We start from the raw sequence: 16,040 nt of genomic DNA, 5'->3' as shown, positions 1-16,040 counted from the left end.
GGCCGACGCGCCCGTCAGCGGGTGGGCGCGCGCAGCGGGGTGCCGACGGCCCGCAGCTCGGCGAGCGCCCCGGCGACCCCGTGCAGCAGGTCCGTCGCCTCGGTGAGCCGGTCGGCGGCCGGGTGGGCGGTCTCCGGTCGGGAGTCTTCGGCAAGGTAGCCGGCGGCGGCGACCACCAGCCGTTCGTACGCCGCCACCCCGCCCTCCAGTTGAGCGGTCAGCGCGGCGTGCGCCTCGGCCAGCGGTGGTCGGGCGTCGGCCGGGGCCAGCCGCAGCGCGCGTTCGACGCTGGCCACCCGAGCGGCCAGCTCACGCAGCGAGCGGTCGGCGGCGGCGGCTTCCAGCACCGCCGGCTCGGCCAGCCCGGTGAGTCGGGGGGCCATTCCGGCCAGGGTGAGCGCCGCCCGGTCCAGTCGGGCCCACTGCTCGCCGGCGCTGGTGCCGCGCAGCGCGATCCGGGAGCGGACCCGGCGCACCTCGGCCAGCACACCCGGGCCGACCGGCAGCCGCTCGACAGCGGCGATCAGTCGGGCCCGCGACCGGGCCGCCGCCTCGGCCGGGTCGAGCGCTGGGGGCGCCGGCTGGGCGGCCAGGGCGCGCACGTCGATCCAGCGCCAGGCGGCGAGCGCCACCGCGCTGCCCGCGGCACCGGCCCAGGCCGCGTCGGGCAGACCAAGGCCGGCGTACGGAGTCAGCACCACCGCCGCGCCGCCGAGCCCACCGGCCAGCACGCTCCACCGTCGGGCCGACCGGCGAAGCCGACCCAGCCTCCGGAAGTACCGGGTCCGTTCGTCTGCCACAGTGCCCCCTCGATCCGGTGGTTCAGCCGGCGGCGGTCGGGTCGCCGGTGCCCCGCTCCCGAGCCATGCTCGCGCGCAGCTCGTCCAGCCGAGCGGCGGCCGTCGGGTCGTTGGCCGGGCCGGTCTTCTCGGCCTGCGGAACGGCCGGCCGCTGGGCCGTGCCGCCGAGCTGCTCCCCCGCCATGCTGGACCGGATCTGCTCCAGCCGGGCGGAGCCGGCCGAGTCGATGGTGGCCTTCTGAATCTCCAACATACGGCCCTCGACGGAGTTGCCGGCCAGTTCGGCACGACCCATCGCGTTGGCGTACCGCCGCTCGATGCGATCGCGCACCTCGTCCAGCGACGGGGTGTTCGCGGGTGCGGTCAGCGACGACATCGACTCCAGCGAGCGGGCCACCGTCTCCTGCATCTTGGCCTGCTCCAGCTGGCTGAGCAGCTTGGTGCGCTCGGCGAGCTTCTGCTGGAGGATCATCGAGTTGTTCTCGACCGCTCGGCGGGCCTGGGCGGCGGCGCCCAGCGCCTGGTCGTGCAGCGTCTTCAGGTCCTCGGTGGCCTGCTCGGCGGAGACGAGCTGGCTGGCCAGTGTCTGCGCGGACTGCTCGAACCGCACCGCCTCGGCCTCGTCGCCCTTGGCCCGGGCCTGGTCGGAGAGGACCAGGGCCTGGCGGGCGTTGCCCTGCAACCGCTCGACCTCGGTCATCTGCCGGGACAGCTTCATCTCCAGCTGACGCTGGTTGCCGATCACCGCGGCGGCCTGCTGAACCAGCGCCTGGTGCTGCCGCTGGGCATCCTCGATGGCCTGCTGGATCTGCACCTTGGGATCGGCGTGCTCGTCGATCTTCGCACCGAAGAGTGCCATCAGGTAGTTCCAACCCTTGACGAACGGGTTCGCCATCTCCGCGGTATCCCCTCAGTAGCGTCGCTCCACCACAGCCGGGCCGGCTGGACCGACCGACCGTCACCGGCTGGTCTCCATCGTCCCAGCCGAACGCCAATGAGGCATCCGTACCGGGCGGTCGACAGCACCGGCGGCTCCTGCGAGCAACCCTACGCGGCCGGGGCCAACCCGCCCCACGGTCAACTGATTCGGCGGCTCAGGCCGCGCAGACCACGTCCCGGTCGCGCTCGGTCGGGCGGACCCGGGTGCTGCGCAGGGTGGCCTTGAGCGGCGAGTCCTGGCGGACCGAGACGGCGACCTTGCCGTCGGAGGTGACCTGACGGACACCCCGGCTGGTGCTCTTGGCTGCGGCTTCGGCCGGCTCGTCCGGCATCGAGACGAGCACCCCGGGCATCTGCTCGGCGAGCGCCACGGTGTCGCTCACCTCACGCAGCAGCTCGGAGAGGCGGGCGCCGAGGGCGTCACAGATCGCGGCCAGCAGCTCGCTCGACGGTTCCTTGTGCCCGCGCTCGATCTCGGAGAGGTAGCCGAGGCTGACGTTGGCGGCGGTGGAGACCTCACGCAGCGTGCGCTGCTGGCCCTGCCGGCGCGCTCGCAGTGCGTCACCGATCACCCGGCGTAGCAGGATCATCGCACCTCCCCCTGAGGGATACCTCGCGCCCGCCGCTGGGCGGCCGGCTGCGGCGGACCGCGCCGACCCCGAACGTCGGAGCCTTCCCGCAACCGTACCCGTTGCGGGCCCGGGCGACATCCCGCCCCGCCCGTCGGGTTCGTCGGGGCGGCCCGCCGCCGCCCGTGCGGCGTCGGCTCGGGTGGCTCTGACCGTTTCGGCCCTGGGGGTCACGAGGTGGTGGCGGCCAGCCGCTCGGCCAGCAACCGCAGCGCCTCCACCACCGCCTCCGCTCGGACCTGGTCCCGCCCGCCGCCCAGGTCGAGCTGGCGGACCTCGCTGCCGTCCGGTCCGGCGACCGCGACGTAGACCAGGCCCACGGGTTTTCCGTCCTGCGGCTCCGGGCCGGCGACCCCGGTGGTGGCCAGCCCCCAGTCCGCGCCGCACCGCCGCCGGCCGCCCTCGGCGAGCGCCACCGCCACATCCGGGTCCACCGGCCCCCGGTCGGACAGCAGATCAGCCGGTACGCCAGCCAGCGTCGCCTTCAACTCGGTGGCGTAGACAATGAGGCCGCCCCGGTAGACCCCGCTGACCCCGGCGATGTTCACGATCGAAGCGGCCAGCGACCCACCGGTGAGCGATTCGACGGTGGCCAGGGTTTCGTGCCGCTCGGCCAGCCGGTGCACGACCCCCGCCGCCGCACTGCCCACCTCGGCAGAACCCACCTCGGCACCGGTCACCTCAGCGCTCATGTCAACACCACTCACCTCGGAACCACCCGCCCCAGCGCCGTCCTCGGTCACCCACCCCCCCCCCGCCCCGGTCGCAGAAACCAGTCCTTCCCCACCACAAGTGCCCAACCCGCAGGTCCCCAACCGTCACCCCCACATCGCGTTGATCATGAAGTTAGCGTCACGACACGCCGCGCCGACTGACAACAACTTCATGATCAACGGCGGGAGAGCCCGGGCGGTGGGTTAGCGGGGGCGGCGGAGGCGGAGTGCCTGGGCCACGTAGTCGAAGCCGGTGGCGACCGTGACCAGGACGGCGGCGGCCATGATCCAGGGACCGACGGCGGCGAGCGCGGCCGGCATCGGCCAGAGGTACCAGGCGATGGCGAGGATCTGGAGCGCGGTCTTGACCTTGCCACCTCGGCTGGCGGCGATGACACCATGCCGGATCACCCAGAACCGGAGCCCGGTGATGCCGAGCTCGCGAACGAGAATCAGCGCGGTCACCCACCAGGGCAGTTGGTCGTACCAGGAGAGCAGCACCAGCGCCGCGCCGGTCAGCGCCTTGTCAGCGATCGGGTCGGCCACCTTGCCCACCGAGGTGACCAGCCCGAAGCGGCGGGCGATCCAGCCGTCCACCAGGTCGGTCGCCGAGGCCACCGCGAAGATCAGGCAGGCCGCCATCCGCCAACCGGCGTGGGTCATCCCGGACATGATCACCGAGGCGGCGAAGACCGGCACCAGCAGCAGCCGCAGGGCGGTCAACGCGTTCGCCGCGTTGACGACGGGCACCACGGCCACCACTCGGCCCGGCGTCGACTCCGTCGCCCCGGTCACCGCCGCACTCCGCTCGGGCCGCCGTGGCGTTCCCGGCACCGCACCACCTGGGTCCCCCGCTCCGCTCGGGCCCGCCGTCACCGCGCCGCGCCGGGCGCCGCCGAGATCATCTCATCCGGCACAGCGAGCAGGTCCACCCCTTCGGTGCCGGTCACCGTTGCGCGTACGAGATCGCCCGGGCGCAGCGCGGCCAGGTCGACCCCGCCCTCGACCGGGGCGACGAGGGTGGTGGAACCGTCCACCTCCGGCGCCTGGTGGGCCGCCCGACCCTCCACCACGCCGTCGGAGATCGAGTCGACGAGCACCTCGACGGTCGAGCCGAGCCGGTCCTCGGCCCGCTGCGAGCAGAGCTCGTCGGCGAGGGCGCTGAGCCGGTCGTAGCGCCGCTTGATCGTCGCTGCGGAGACCTTGCCGGGCAGGCCGGCCGCCTCGGTGCCGTCCTCGTCGCTGTAGTCGAACATGCCGATCGCGTCGAGCCGGGCCTCGGTCAGGAACCGGACCAGCTCGTCGACGTCGCCGCGGGTCTCGCCGGGGAAACCGACGATGAAGTTGCTCCGCGCGCCGGCCTCCGGGGCCAGGGCGCGGGCACTCGCCAGCAGCTCCAGGAACCGGTCGGTGGAGCCGAAACGCCGCATCCGGCGCAGCACCGGCTCACTGGAGTGCTGGAACGACAGGTCGAAGTACGGTGCCACGCCCGGGGTGGTGGCGATCGCCTCGACCAGCCCGGGCCGGGTCTCGGCCGGCTGGAGGTAGCTGGCCCGCACCCGGACGATGCCGGTCACCGCGGCGAGCTGCGGCAGCAGCTTCTCCAGGGCGCGTGGGTCACCCAGGTCCTTGCCGTACGAGGTGGAGTTCTCGCTGACCAGCACCAGCTCCCGTACGCCGGTCTTGGCCAGCCACTCCGCCTCGGCCAGCAGCTCGTCGGGCGTACGCGAGACGAAGGCCCCCCGGAAGGCCGGGATGGCACAGAACGCGCAGCGACGGTCGCAGCCGCTGGCCAGCTTCAGCGAGGCCACCGGACCGGTGTCGAGCCGTCGACGCAGCACCTGGCGCAGGTGTGCCGGGGTGTGCTCGTCGGTGTCGACGACGGTGCGGGTCACCGTGCCGTGGCCGGGGAGCGACACCCCGCTGTCGCGGCGCTGCACCGGGGTCAGCGGCAGCAGCTCGCGCCGGTCCCGGGGGGTGTGCGCGCTGATCTGCTCGCCGGCGACGACGGCGTTCAGCCGGGCGGCGATGTCGGGGTAGTCGTCGAAGCTCAGCACCGCCTGGGCCTCGGGCAGGCTGTCGGCCAACTCACGGCCGTACCGCTCGGCCATGCAGCCCGCCGCGACCACCTTGGCGCCCGTTCCGGCGGCGGCGAGGAGGGTCTGGATCGAGTCCTGCTTGGCCTTCTCCACGAAACCGCAGGTGTTGACGACCACCACGTCGGCGCCCTCGCCGTCGGTGGTCACCTGCCAGCCGTCGGCGTGCAGGCGGGCGGCCAGCTCCTCGGAGTCGACCTCGTTACGGGCGCAGCCCAGGGTCAGCAGGGCGACGCGACGGCCGTCGGCGTGGTCAGCGGGAGAAGGAGAGGTGGCAGACACCATCCGAGGGTACCGGGCCGGCCGGGTGAGCCCACGCACGCGGGCTGCGGGAACGGTCGACACGGAGGCGGACGTCATTGCGTCAGCGCGCCTCGACGCCAACCCGGGTCAACGCGTCGAGCAGAAAGACCTCGGTTCCGGCCAGGCCGGTGCAACAGAAGACGGAGATCTGGTCCGCGGTGGTCCGGCCAGGGACCGCGCCGGCCAGGATGCCACCCAGGTCGCGCAACCGCCCGGCGTACGGAGGTGTGGCCGCGAGCATCGGCGGCTGGTAGTCCGCCGCCTGGGCCGGCGAATCGGTGACCAGCAGGTCGGCGGTGTCCAGCAGGTCGGTGCCGAACTCGCTGCGGTCACGCTGCTTGAAACCGACCGCGTTGACGTGCGTGCCGGGGCTGAGGTCGGCGGCGCAGAGCACCGGGGTCGGGCTGGTGGTCGCCAGCACCACCAGGTCCCGCCCGGTGGCGGCCGAGCCCGGATCTGTCACCGCGCGGGCCGGCACGCCCAGTTCGACACGGACCCGGGCGGCGAAGGCCTCCCGGCGAGCCACGGAGCGGCTGTGGACCACCACCTCGCGCAACGGGCGGACCGCGGCGGCGGCCCAGACCTGGGTCCACGCCTGCCGACCGGAGCCGATCACCCCGAGGGTGGCGGCGTCGGGACGCGCCAGGGCGTCGACCGCGAGGCCCCCCAACCCTCCGGTACGGCGGGAGCCCAACTCCTCGCCCACCGCGACCGCCCGGACCGCCCCGGTTCGGGCGTCGTGCAGCACCACCACCTGCTCGCCCTGCGGGTGACCGAAGGTGTCGTAGGAGCGGAAGCCGTACCACTCGCCGACCAGGTGCCCGGCGGTGAGCACCATCCGTCCGCCGCTCAGCGGTACGGCGGCCCGCGGCGGCGCGATCAGGCGTCCCTCGTACGCGGCCAGGAGGGCGGCGCGCATGGCGTCGACCGTGGTGGCGGCGTCCAGCGCGGCGGCGACCTCGGGGTCGGCGTAGAGGATGGTCATGATGGCGATACTGCACGTTGAAGTCAGGTAGAGGTCAACGGATCGTGGTGGCGGTCACCGCCCCGCCGCCGGGGTCGGTGCTAGCGTCGGCACCGGCGGCCGGATGCTCGTGGCCGCTCCGGACGAGTGGTGGGCGTACCCGGTCAGGCCAAGACGCCCCGCGTGACGTGCAGACTCGACTCGTCCCGGCGCGGCAGCCCCGGGCACTTCCGGTGAGGTGAACGATGGCCTGGCTCGTACTGGTGATCTCGGGACTGTTGGAGACGGCCTGGGCGATCGCCCTGGACCGCTCCGCCGGCTTCAGCCGGCTGGTCCCGTCGGTGGTGTTCGTGGTGACCCTGCTGCTGAGCATGGCCGGGCTGTCGTACGCGCTCCGGGACATCCCCGTCGGCACCGGCTACGCGGTCTGGGTCGGCATCGGCGCGGTCGGCACCGCGCTGGTCGGGATGCTGGCGCTCGGCGAGTCGGCGAGCCTGCCCCGGATCCTCTGCCTCCTGCTGGTGGTCGCCGGCGTGATCGGTCTCAAGATCTTCCACTGAGGTGCCTCACCGGCAGGCGTGGCGAGCACCCACAGTGGGTAGTGATCGATTCGTCACGACAGGCTCTCACCCGGAGGAAGACATGGCCGACATGCCGAGCACTGCCCGTCCCCGCAGCAACGCCGCCCGCATCCTCACCATCGTGGGCTTCGTCTTCGCCGTCCTGGCCCTGCTGCTCAACCCGGTCATCTTCGGCGTGCTCGGCATCATCGCGGGCGTCGTCGGCGCGGTGCTCGGCGACAAGCCGCTGGGTTGGTACGCCGCCGCGGCGAGCCTCGTCGCCGCGATCATCAGCCTGGTGATCATCGGCACCCTGATCAGCAACTGACCACTCTCCTGTCGCGGGCCCGCCGGAAACCGGCGGGCCCGTCCTGTGTCCAGGGTCGACCGTGCGTCAGTCCACGTCGCCGCGCAGGCCGGTCAGGACCTCGTCCAGCTCGTCCGGCTTGACCAGCACGTCGCGCGCCTTCGACCCCTCGGACGGCCCGACCACACCCCGGGTCTCCATCAGGTCCATCAGGCGGCCCGCCTTGGCGAAACCGACCCGCAGCTTGCGTTGCAGCATCGAGGTCGAGCCGAACTGCGAGGTGACCACCAACTCCACCGCCTGTACCAACAGGTCCAGGTCGTCGCCGATGTCCTCGTCGATCTTCTTCTTGTTGTCCTGCGCAGGAGCCAGCACGTCCTTGCGGAACTCCGGCTCACGCTGGTCCTTGCAGAACTTCACCACGTCGGCGATCTCGCGCTCGGTGACCCAGGCACCCTGGATGCGGACCGGCTTGGAGGCGCCCATCGGCAGGAAGAGCCCGTCACCACGGCCGAGCAGCTTCTCCGCGCCCGGCTGGTCGAGGATGACCCGGGAGTCCGCGAGGGAGGAGGTGGCGAACGCCAGCCGGGACGGCACGTTCGCCTTGATCAGACCGGTCACCACGTCGACCGAGGGGCGCTGGGTGGCCAGCACCAGGTGAATGCCGGCGGCCCGGGCCAGCTGAGTGATCCGGACGACGGAATCCTCCACGTCGCGTGGGGCGACCATCATCAGGTCGGCCAACTCGTCCACGATCACCAACAGGTACGGGTACGGACGCATCTCGCGTTCGCTGCCCGGCGGGGCCTTGATCTCGCCGTTGCGGACCTTGCGGTTGAAGTCGTCGATGTGCCGGACCCCGTTGGCGGCGAGGTCGTCGTAGCGCATGTCCATCTCGCGGACCACCCAGTCCAGCGAGTCGGCCGCCTTCTTCGCGTTGGTCACGATCGGGGTGACCAGGTGCGGGATGCCCTCGTAACCGGTCATCTCGACCCGCTTCGGGTCGATCAGCAGCAGCCGCACCTCGTCCGGGGTGGCCCGGGTGAGGATGGACACCAGCAGGGTGTTCAGACAGCTCGACTTGCCCGCGCCAGTGGCTCCGGCGATCAGGATGTGCGGCATCTTGGCGAGGTTGGCCACCACGTAGCCGCCCTCGATGTCCTTGCCGAGCGCCACGACCATCGGGTGGTGGTCGCTGGTCGCCGCGCGCGATCGCAGCACGTCACCGAGGGCCACGTTCTCCGGGTCGGTGTTCGGGATCTCCACGCCGACGGCGCTCTTGCCCGGGATCGGGCTGAGGATCCGTACGTCAGGTGACTTCACCGCGTACGCGATGTTGCGGGACAGCTGGGTGATCCGCTCGACCTTGACGCCGTGCCCCAGCTCCACCTCGTACCGCGTGACGGTCGGGCCACGGGTGAAGCCGGTGACGGCGGCGTCCACGTCGAACTGGTCGAACACGCCGGTCAGCGCGGCGATCACCTCGTCGTTGGCCTTGCTGCGGGTCTTCGCGGCGGCCCCGGCACTGAGCATGTTGGCCGGCGGCAGGGTGTAGTCGCCGGACAGCCCGGTCAGCGCGAGCTGCTCGGCCCGGGTCGGGGCGGGCGAGTGCTCCGGCGGCTCGACCGACGGCTTGCGGCTCGCCGGCACCTTCGCCGGAGACTTGCGCGGCAGCACCATGGTCTCCTGGAGGTCCGCGCCGTCCAGGTCCTCGAAGTCGTCCGGGTCCAGTGGCGGGGGCATCCGCTTCGCCGGTCGCTTACGCGCCGGCTTGGCGGCCACCTCGTCCGCCTCCTCATCCGCCTCCGGCGCGGCGACCAGCCCACCGGCGAGCAGGCCCAGCCGCTCCGGGATCTTGTTGATCGGCGTCGCGGTCACCACGAGCAGGCCGAAGAGCAGCAGCAGGACGAGCAGCGGCACCGCCACCCAGGCGGTGACCGCCCGCTCCAGCAGCCCACCGACGCCCGCACCGACCAGACCGCCGGCGAAGTCACGCTCCAGCGGGTCGGCCGGGTCCTGACCGATCTGGAGCAACGCGGCGGTCGACACCAGCAGCGAACCCCAGCCGATCAACCCACGGCCGCGGTGCTCCGGATCGGCCGGCTGACGCATCAGCCGCCACGCGCCGATCATCAGCAGCACCGGTACGACAACCGAGATCGCGCCCAGGAACAGCCGGATCGTGTCGGCCAGCCGCGCGCCGACCGGCCCCGCTCCGGACAGCCAGAGCGCCACGGCGCTGAGCAGGGCGAGCCCGAACATGAGCAGCCCCGCGCCGTCCCGGCGGTGCTCCGGGTCGAGGTCGCGAGCCGAGGCAGCCTGCCGGCCAGCGGCACGCACCGCCCAGCCCATCCCGTGCGCCAGCCCCATCCACAGTGCACCCACCGCACGACCGACGTAGACGGCCGGGCCGGGCCGGGGCGGCGTGGTGCGACGTCGGACCGGTGCCCGGGTGGTCTTCTTCGCCGGTTGACGGGCACGACTGTTGGTGCCACCGCGCGGCGACGCGCCGCGCCGCCGGCTCGCCTGAGAGGTACGGCCCGCCATAGAGTCACGGTAACGGTGGGGCCGGGCAGATCCCCGCTTTTCCGGGTCGTGTCCGCGCGTCGTAACACGAACCCCACCGCCGGTCGTGATATCCGCCTCAGAAGGGATGCCCCATGGCGTCGCCGGACATCGAAGGCGATCCGGACGATCCGTTGGCCGGGCACCCCGGCTTGCTGCGCCCGCTGACCGGTGAACTGGTCGCCACGGTGCTCGCTGCCCGGGGCCGGTCCGTCGGCCCGACCCCGGACGGCGACCTCGTCGGCCGCTTCGACGACAACCTGATCTGGTTCCTCCGCGTCGGCGGCGACGGTGAGCTGCTCCAGATCCGCACCATGGTCGATCCGACCTTCGGCATCGAACGGGTGCCCGACCTGTACGCGTTCTGCAACTCCTGGAACCACGACCGGCTCTGGCCGAAGGCGTTCGTCCATGTCGCCGACGACGGTCGGGCCCGCGTCTACGGAGAGGTGATCACCGACCTGGAACGCGGCGTGACCCCACACCAGCTCGACCAACTGCTCGACTGTGGCATCTCCACCGGGTGCCAGCTCGCCGTGGCGGTTCGTCGACTGCCCGGAGCGGTGCCGTCGTGACCGGCCGGGACGAGTTCACCGGCAGCCGCGCCGGCACGCCACCCACCGGTGCCGGTGAGCGGCTCGCGCGGGGCCGCGTACCGGCGCTGGAGGCCGCACTCGCCGAGGCTCGGGACCTCCCCGACGGCCCGGCCCGGCAGGTGGCCCTGGAACGGCTCGCCGAGCGCGCCGACGCCGCCGGCGACGTCCGGTCCGGGATGGACGCACGGTTCGCGTTGATCGAGGCGTACCTGCTGCACGGGCAGCGGTGGCGTCTGGTGGAGCCGGTCCGGCGCTGTCGGGCCGCCGCCGACCACCGGCCCGACGTGCTCAGCGAGACGGAGACCGGGCTGCTGCTGCGTTACCAGCGGTACGCGGTGGAGGCGCTGCTCGGCACCCCCCGGGTCGGGCTGGACCAGACCCGGTCCCTGTTGCACGACCTGGCCCACCGCGTCGGCACGGATGGTCCGGACACGCCGACCGTCGCGGAGCTGCACTGCCGGATCGCCGATCATCTGGGCGACGAGCCCACCGCCCGGCACTGGTACGAGCGATGGTCCGGGAGAAGGCCCGGCCCGGCCGGCGGCTGCCCCGGCTGCGCCTCGGCCCGGCGTGCCGAGCTGCTGGCCGGTTGGGGCGAGTGGAATGCCGCGGTCACCGAGCTCGAGGAGACCGACGGCGACCCGCGGTCCTGCACCGACCAGCCCGAGCGGGACCTGGTCGCCGGTCTGCTGCCGGCACTGCGCACCGCTGAGCCGCAACGGGCGGCGGCGGCTCACGTACGGGCGTACCGCCGGCACCGGCGGGAGCGCGCGGCGTTCCCACACCTCGCCGCACACCTGCGGTTCTGCGCGCTGGGCGGGCACCTGGAGCGCGGGCTGGCCATCCTGGCCGAACAGCTGCCCCGGCTGGACCGACCCACCGACGACCTCGCCGCCATGGAGTTCGCCGCCGCCGGGGCACTGCTCTGCGGGCTGGCCGCCGACGCCGGGCTGGGCCGGCGGACGATGCCCCGGCCCGCGTACGGCGAGCGGACGGCCACCGAGTTGGACGTCGCCACACTCGGCGCGCTGCTGCTCGGGGTGGCGAACGACCTGGCCGGCAGTTTCGACGCGCGCAACGGCACGGGGCACCACTCCGGGCGGATGGCCGCCTGGCTGGCCGAACGCCCACTCGCGGTGCCGGTCCCGCTGCCCACCGACGACGAACCTGACGAACCCGACGAACCCGACGCCGACCGGTCCGACGGCGACGTCGACGCCGAGGCCGAGCTGGGCGACCGCGAGATGTCGGCGCTCTCCCTCGACATGATCACCGGGATCCTCAACGGGCGCGGCGACCGGTACCAGGTGGACGAGGGCGGGACGGTCGTCGGTCACTGGGCGGGCACGGTGATCCAGTTCCGGCGGGCCGGTGAACGCGGCGAGGTGCTGCACGCCCGTGCCATGGCCAACCGCCGGCTGCCGGCGGCCCGCCGCGCCGAGGCGTACGCCTTCTGCAACGCGTGGAACCACGACCGGCTGCTGCCCAAGGCGTACGCGCACGATCTCGGCGACGAGTTGGTGCTGGCCGGCGACGTGGCCACCGACCTGGCACACGGGGTCGCCCCGGCGCAGCTACGGGTCCTCATGGACGCCGCCATCGCCACCGGCATCGCGTACGCCGAGGCCGTCGCCGCGCTGCCCTGACCCGCCAGGCAACGGCAGACGCCGGCCCACCCTGTTCAGGTGGACCGGCGTCAGCGGGAGTCGGTCAGACCTCGACGACGGTGGGCACGATCATCGGCCGACGACGGTACTTGTCGTTGACCCACCGCCCCACGGTCCGCCGGACGATCTGCTGAAGCTGGTGCGGGTCGGTGATGCCGTCCGCCGCGGCCCGGTTGAGCGCCTCGGTGACCAGCGGCACCACCGGGTTGAACGCCTCCGGGTCCTCGGAGAAGCCCTTCGCGGAGAGCGTCGGGCCGGCGACCACCTTGCCGGTGACCGAGTCGACGACCACGGTGGTGGCGATGAAGCCTCCGTCGCCGAGGATCCGCCGTTCGGTGAGCAGCGACTCGCTGACGTCACCGACGGCGAGGCCGTCCACGTAGACGTACCGGCTCTTCACGTGCCCGACCAGGCTGGCGCGGCCCTCGACCAGGTCGACCACGTCGCCGTCCTCGCAGAGCACCACCCGGTCGGCGGCGACGCCGGACTCGATGCCGAGCCGGGCGTGGGCGCGCAGGTGACGCCACTCGCCGTGCACGGGCATCAGGTTGCTGGGCCGGACCACGTTGAGCAGGTAGAGCAGTTCCCCGGCGGGGGCGTGCCCGGAGACGTGCACCTTGGCCACGTCCTTGTGCACGACCACCGCGCCGGCCCGCGCCAGCCGGTTGATCACCCGGTAGACCGAGGTCTCGTTGCCGGGCACCAGTGAGGAGGCCAGCACGACCGTGTCACCGGGGGCGATGGTGATGTGCCGGTGGTCGCCGCTGGCCATCCGGCCCAGCGCGCTCATCGGCTCACCCTGGGAACCGGTGGACATCAGCACGATCTCATCCGGCGGCAGCGTGGTCGCCTCGTCGATGCTGATCACCAGGCCGGCCGGGATGTTGAGCAGGCCGAGGTCCCGGGCGATGCCCATGTTGCGGACCATGGACCGGCCGATGAGCGCGACCTTGCGGCCGTGCTCGACGGCGGAGTCGAAGACCTGCTGCACGCGGTGCACGTGCGAGGCGAACGAGGCCACGATGATGCGGCCCTTGGCCTTCGCGAAGATCGAGTCGAGCACCGGGCCGATCTCGCGCTCCGGGGTGACGAAACCGGGGATCTCCGCGTTGGTGGAGTCGGACAGCAGCAGGTCGACGCCCTCGGCGCCGAGCCGCGCGAAACCGGCCAGGTCGGTGATCCGGCCGTCCAGCGGCAACTGGTCCATCTTGAAGTCGCCGGTGTGCAGCACCAGGCCGGCGGGGGTGCGGATGGCCACCGCGAGGGCATCCGGGATCGAGTGGTTGACAGCGAAGAACTCACACTCGAACGGACCGAGCCGCTCGCGGCCGCCCTCCCGCACCGTCAGCGTGTACGGCTGGATCCGCCGCTCAGCCAACTTCGCCTCGACCAGGGCGAGGGTGAACTGTGAGCCGACCAGCGGGATGTCGGGCTTGTGGGCGAGCAGGTACGGCACCGCGCCGATGTGGTCCTCGTGACCGTGCGTCAGCACGATCGCCTGGACGTCGGCCAGCCGGTCCAGGATCGGACCGAAGTCGGGCAGGATCAGATCCACACCCGGCTGCTCGACGTCGGGGAACAGCACCCCGCAGTCGACGATCAGCAACTTGCCGTCGTACTCGAAGACGGTCATGTTCCGACCGATGGCGCCGAGCCCGCCGAGCGGGATGATCCGCAGGCCGCCTTCCGGCAACGGCGGGGGTAGCTCCGCCTCGATGTGCGCCTCGGTCACGCGTCCACCTCATTCTGCGACGCCGTTACTCGACGTCCATCGTGTCGTTCGTTCATTCGGGCAGCTCCAGGCCCGCTGCCGCGAAGTCCGCGCGCAGCTGGGCGATCTCGTCGTCGGTGGCGTCCACCAGCGGGGGTCGCACCGGGCCGGCCGGCAGACCCTGCGCTGCCAGGCCCGCCTTCACCAGGATCGCGCCCTGGGTGCGGAAGATGCCGGTGAACAGCGGCAGCAGCCGCCGGTGCAGCGCCAGCGCGGTCGGCATGTCCCCCGCGTCGTACGCATCGATCAGTTGTGCGGTCAGCGCCCCGGTGAAGTGCGTGGAGGTGCCGACCACGCCCACCGAACCGACGGCCAGCGCCGGCAGGGTGAGAGCGTCCTCGCCGCAGTAGAAGGCGAGGGCGGTCCGGCTGGTCACCCAGCTGGTTTCGGTCAGGTCGCCCTTGGCGTCCTTGACCGCGACGATCCGGCCGTGCTCGCCGAGCCGCACCAGCGTCTCGGTCTCGATCGGCACACCGGAACGGTGCGGGATGTCGTACAGCATCACCGGCAGGCCGGTGGCGTCGGCGACGGCCGTGAAGTGCCGGACCAACCCCGCCTGCGGCGGCTTGTTGTAGTACGGGGTGACCACCAACAGGCCGTGCGCACCCGCCTTCTCGGCGGCTGCGGCCAGCTCGATGGTGTGCCGCGTGTCGTTGGTGCCGACGCCCGCGACCACCTTGGCCCGGTCACCGACAGCCTCCACCACGGTCCGGATCAGCTGCTCCTTCTCCGCTTCCGTGGTGGTCGGCGACTCGCCGGTGGTGCCGTTGACCACCAGCGCGTCGTTGCCCTGCTCGTCGACCAGGTGGCTCGCCAGCTGGGCGACGCCGTCGAGATCGAGGGAACCGTCGGGGGTGAACGGGGTCACCATGGCTGTGATCAGCCGGCCGAAGGGGCGGGACGCCGGTCGGGCCGCGGCATCGAGGTGGTCGTGCGTCATACCCTCCAACCTAGCGGACGACCAGCCGGGGCCCGCCGGGGAAGGGCTCAGGACGCCTCGTGCGGGCTGGCCGCCACCTCGGTGCCGTCCGGCAGCGTGGAGATCACGAAGTCGGCGAACACGTTGGGGGCGACCCCTTGGAGCTGGCGAAGGCACTCGACGGCCAGCTCGCGGATCTCCACGTCGGCGTGCTCGGTGGCCCGCATCGCGATGAAGTGCCGCCAGGCCCGGTAGTTGCCGGAGACCACGATCCGGGTCTCGGTGGCGTTGGGCAGCACCGCGCGGGCCGCCTGCCGCGCCTGCTTGCGGCGCAGCGTCGGGTTGGGCTCGTCGGAGAAGCGCTGCTCCAGGCCCTCCAACAACTCGGTGTACGCCCGAACGCTCGCCTCGGCGGCCTCCACGAACTTCTTGTGCAGCTCCGGGTCGTCGGCGATGACGGCCGGCTCGACCATGGCCGCGTCCCGCTCCGGGACGTAGCGCTGCGACAACTGGGAGTACGAGAAGTGCCGGTGCCGGATCAGCTCGTGGGTGAAGGAACGGGACACCCCGGTGAAGTAGAAGGTGACCGACCCGTGCTCCAGCACGCTGAGGTGCCCGACCTCGAGGATGTGCGCCAGGTAGCCGGCGTTGGTGGCCGTCGCCGGGTTCGGCTTCTTCCACGACTGGTAGCAGGCCCGACCGGCGAACTCGGCGAGCGCCTGGCCGCCCTCCGCGTCGGTCGACCACGGCACGTCGTCCGGGGCCGCGAATTGGGTCCACGCGATCAACTTGACCTGGGGCTGCACCATGTCCGGCATTCCTGGGACTTTAGTGGTGGGGTGCCGCCCGACCCAACTCAGGCGCGCCCCGTGCAATCTCGATCACTCAGACCCCGGCGCACCCGCCGCCGCTCCCGGCCTTCAGACAGAGGCCGGGACCGGGACCGGGCCGGGACCAACCGGGACCAGGACCGACCGGGACCGGGAGCCGTAGGCGGGGCCGCGACCCCGGGCCGAGGTCCGGGTCTGGGCCGAGGCCGGGCCGGCCCTGCCTGGGCCGGGCCGGGTCCGGGGCCGGGGCCGGGGCCGGGGCCAAGGCCGGGGCCAAGGCCAGGTCCGGGGCCAAGGCCAGGTCCGGGGCCAAGGCCAGGTCCGGGGCCAAGGCCAGGTCCGGGGCCAAGGCCAGGTCCGGGGCCAAGGCCAGGTCCGGGG

The 16,040-nt window shown here is 72.6% G+C and carries 15 protein-coding genes and 1 riboswitch; of the genes, 4 read left to right on the top strand and 11 right to left on the bottom strand.

Features of this window, described 5'->3' with window-relative positions:
• Positions 1-14 precede the first annotated feature (14 nt).
• The 7 genes from AB0877_RS10745 to AB0877_RS10715 all read right to left on the bottom strand — a co-directional run bounded on the left by AB0877_RS10745 (position 15) and on the right by AB0877_RS10715 (position 6,465).
• The gene (locus AB0877_RS10745; protein WP_366608345.1) at positions 15-800 is read right to left on the bottom strand and encodes a hypothetical protein; all 786 of its coding nucleotides are present in this window, start codon (positions 798-800) and stop codon (positions 15-17) included.
• Between the two features lie 22 nt (positions 801-822).
• Positions 823-1,695 (bottom strand): PspA/IM30 family protein, encoded by an 873-nt coding sequence (locus AB0877_RS10740; protein WP_366608344.1) that lies wholly within the window; start codon positions 1,693-1,695, stop codon positions 823-825.
• 199 nt (positions 1,696-1,894) lie between these two features.
• Positions 1,895-2,329, bottom strand: a complete 435-nt coding sequence (locus AB0877_RS10735; protein ID WP_357195216.1) for a helix-turn-helix transcriptional regulator — start codon at positions 2,327-2,329, stop codon at positions 1,895-1,897.
• Between the two features lie 209 nt (positions 2,330-2,538).
• Positions 2,539-3,060, bottom strand: coding sequence for a CinA family protein (locus AB0877_RS10730; protein WP_366608343.1), 522 nt, complete (start codon positions 3,058-3,060; stop codon positions 2,539-2,541).
• Between the two features lie 225 nt (positions 3,061-3,285).
• The gene (gene pgsA, locus AB0877_RS10725; protein WP_357195219.1) at positions 3,286-3,876 is read right to left on the bottom strand and encodes a CDP-diacylglycerol--glycerol-3-phosphate 3-phosphatidyltransferase; all 591 of its coding nucleotides are present in this window, start codon (positions 3,874-3,876) and stop codon (positions 3,286-3,288) included.
• 77 nt (positions 3,877-3,953) lie between these two features.
• Positions 3,954-5,462: a 30S ribosomal protein S12 methylthiotransferase RimO gene (rimO, locus tag AB0877_RS10720; RefSeq protein ID WP_366608342.1), complete on the bottom strand. Its 1,509-nt coding sequence runs from the start codon at positions 5,460-5,462 to the stop codon at positions 3,954-3,956.
• A 79-nt stretch (positions 5,463-5,541) separates the two neighbouring features.
• Entirely contained in the window at positions 5,542-6,465 is a 924-nt protein-coding gene (locus AB0877_RS10715) for an ornithine cyclodeaminase family protein (protein WP_366608341.1), read from the bottom strand.
• 91 nt (positions 6,466-6,556) lie between these two features.
• Positions 6,557-6,628, top strand: a riboswitch (guanidine-III (ykkC-III) riboswitch).
• A gap of 61 nt (positions 6,629-6,689) precedes the next feature.
• Between AB0877_RS10715 and AB0877_RS10710 the strand changes: the two genes are divergently transcribed.
• Together AB0877_RS10710 and AB0877_RS10705 are read left to right on the top strand one after the other, a co-directional pair.
• On the top strand, positions 6,690-7,004 hold the full coding sequence (locus tag AB0877_RS10710; RefSeq protein ID WP_112586602.1) for an SMR family transporter: 315 nt from the start codon (positions 6,690-6,692) through the stop codon (positions 7,002-7,004).
• 82 nt (positions 7,005-7,086) lie between these two features.
• Positions 7,087-7,332: a hypothetical protein gene (locus AB0877_RS10705; RefSeq protein ID WP_366608340.1), complete on the top strand. Its 246-nt coding sequence runs from the start codon at positions 7,087-7,089 to the stop codon at positions 7,330-7,332.
• A gap of 66 nt (positions 7,333-7,398) precedes the next feature.
• Here AB0877_RS10705 and AB0877_RS10700 read toward each other — a convergent pair whose 3' ends face one another.
• The gene (locus tag AB0877_RS10700; protein WP_366608339.1) at positions 7,399-9,858 is read right to left on the bottom strand and encodes a DNA translocase FtsK 4TM domain-containing protein; all 2,460 of its coding nucleotides are present in this window, start codon (positions 9,856-9,858) and stop codon (positions 7,399-7,401) included.
• A 113-nt stretch (positions 9,859-9,971) separates the two neighbouring features.
• Here AB0877_RS10700 and AB0877_RS10695 point away from each other — a divergent pair, with 113 nt between their 5' ends.
• Entirely contained in the window at positions 9,972-10,451 is a 480-nt protein-coding gene (locus AB0877_RS10695) for a YbjN domain-containing protein (RefSeq protein ID WP_366608338.1), read from the top strand.
• A gap of 86 nt (positions 10,452-10,537) precedes the next feature.
• Positions 10,538-12,118, top strand: a complete 1,581-nt coding sequence (locus tag AB0877_RS10690) for a YbjN domain-containing protein (protein ID WP_366608430.1) — start codon at positions 10,538-10,540, stop codon at positions 12,116-12,118.
• A gap of 64 nt (positions 12,119-12,182) precedes the next feature.
• Here AB0877_RS10690 and AB0877_RS10685 read toward each other — a convergent pair whose 3' ends face one another.
• From AB0877_RS10685 to thyX, 3 genes are read right to left on the bottom strand one after another with little or no spacing between them, the layout of a single operon-like run.
• A complete protein-coding gene (locus AB0877_RS10685; protein ID WP_357349902.1) occupies positions 12,183-13,871 on the bottom strand; it encodes a ribonuclease J in 1,689 nt (562 codons plus the stop codon).
• A 52-nt stretch (positions 13,872-13,923) separates the two neighbouring features.
• Entirely contained in the window at positions 13,924-14,850 is a 927-nt protein-coding gene (gene dapA / locus AB0877_RS10680) for a 4-hydroxy-tetrahydrodipicolinate synthase (protein ID WP_366608337.1), read from the bottom strand.
• A 47-nt stretch (positions 14,851-14,897) separates the two neighbouring features.
• Positions 14,898-15,638: an FAD-dependent thymidylate synthase gene (gene thyX, locus AB0877_RS10675; protein WP_124816891.1), complete on the bottom strand. Its 741-nt coding sequence runs from the start codon at positions 15,636-15,638 to the stop codon at positions 14,898-14,900.
• Positions 15,639-16,040 lie beyond the last annotated feature (402 nt).

The sequence above is a fragment of the Micromonospora sp. NPDC047644 genome (assembly GCF_040704315.1).
Taxonomy (GTDB): Bacteria; Actinomycetota; Actinomycetes; order Mycobacteriales; family Micromonosporaceae; genus Micromonospora.
Note: the sequence above shows the minus strand (reverse complement) of the source record. Positions and strands in the feature narration are given on the sequence as shown.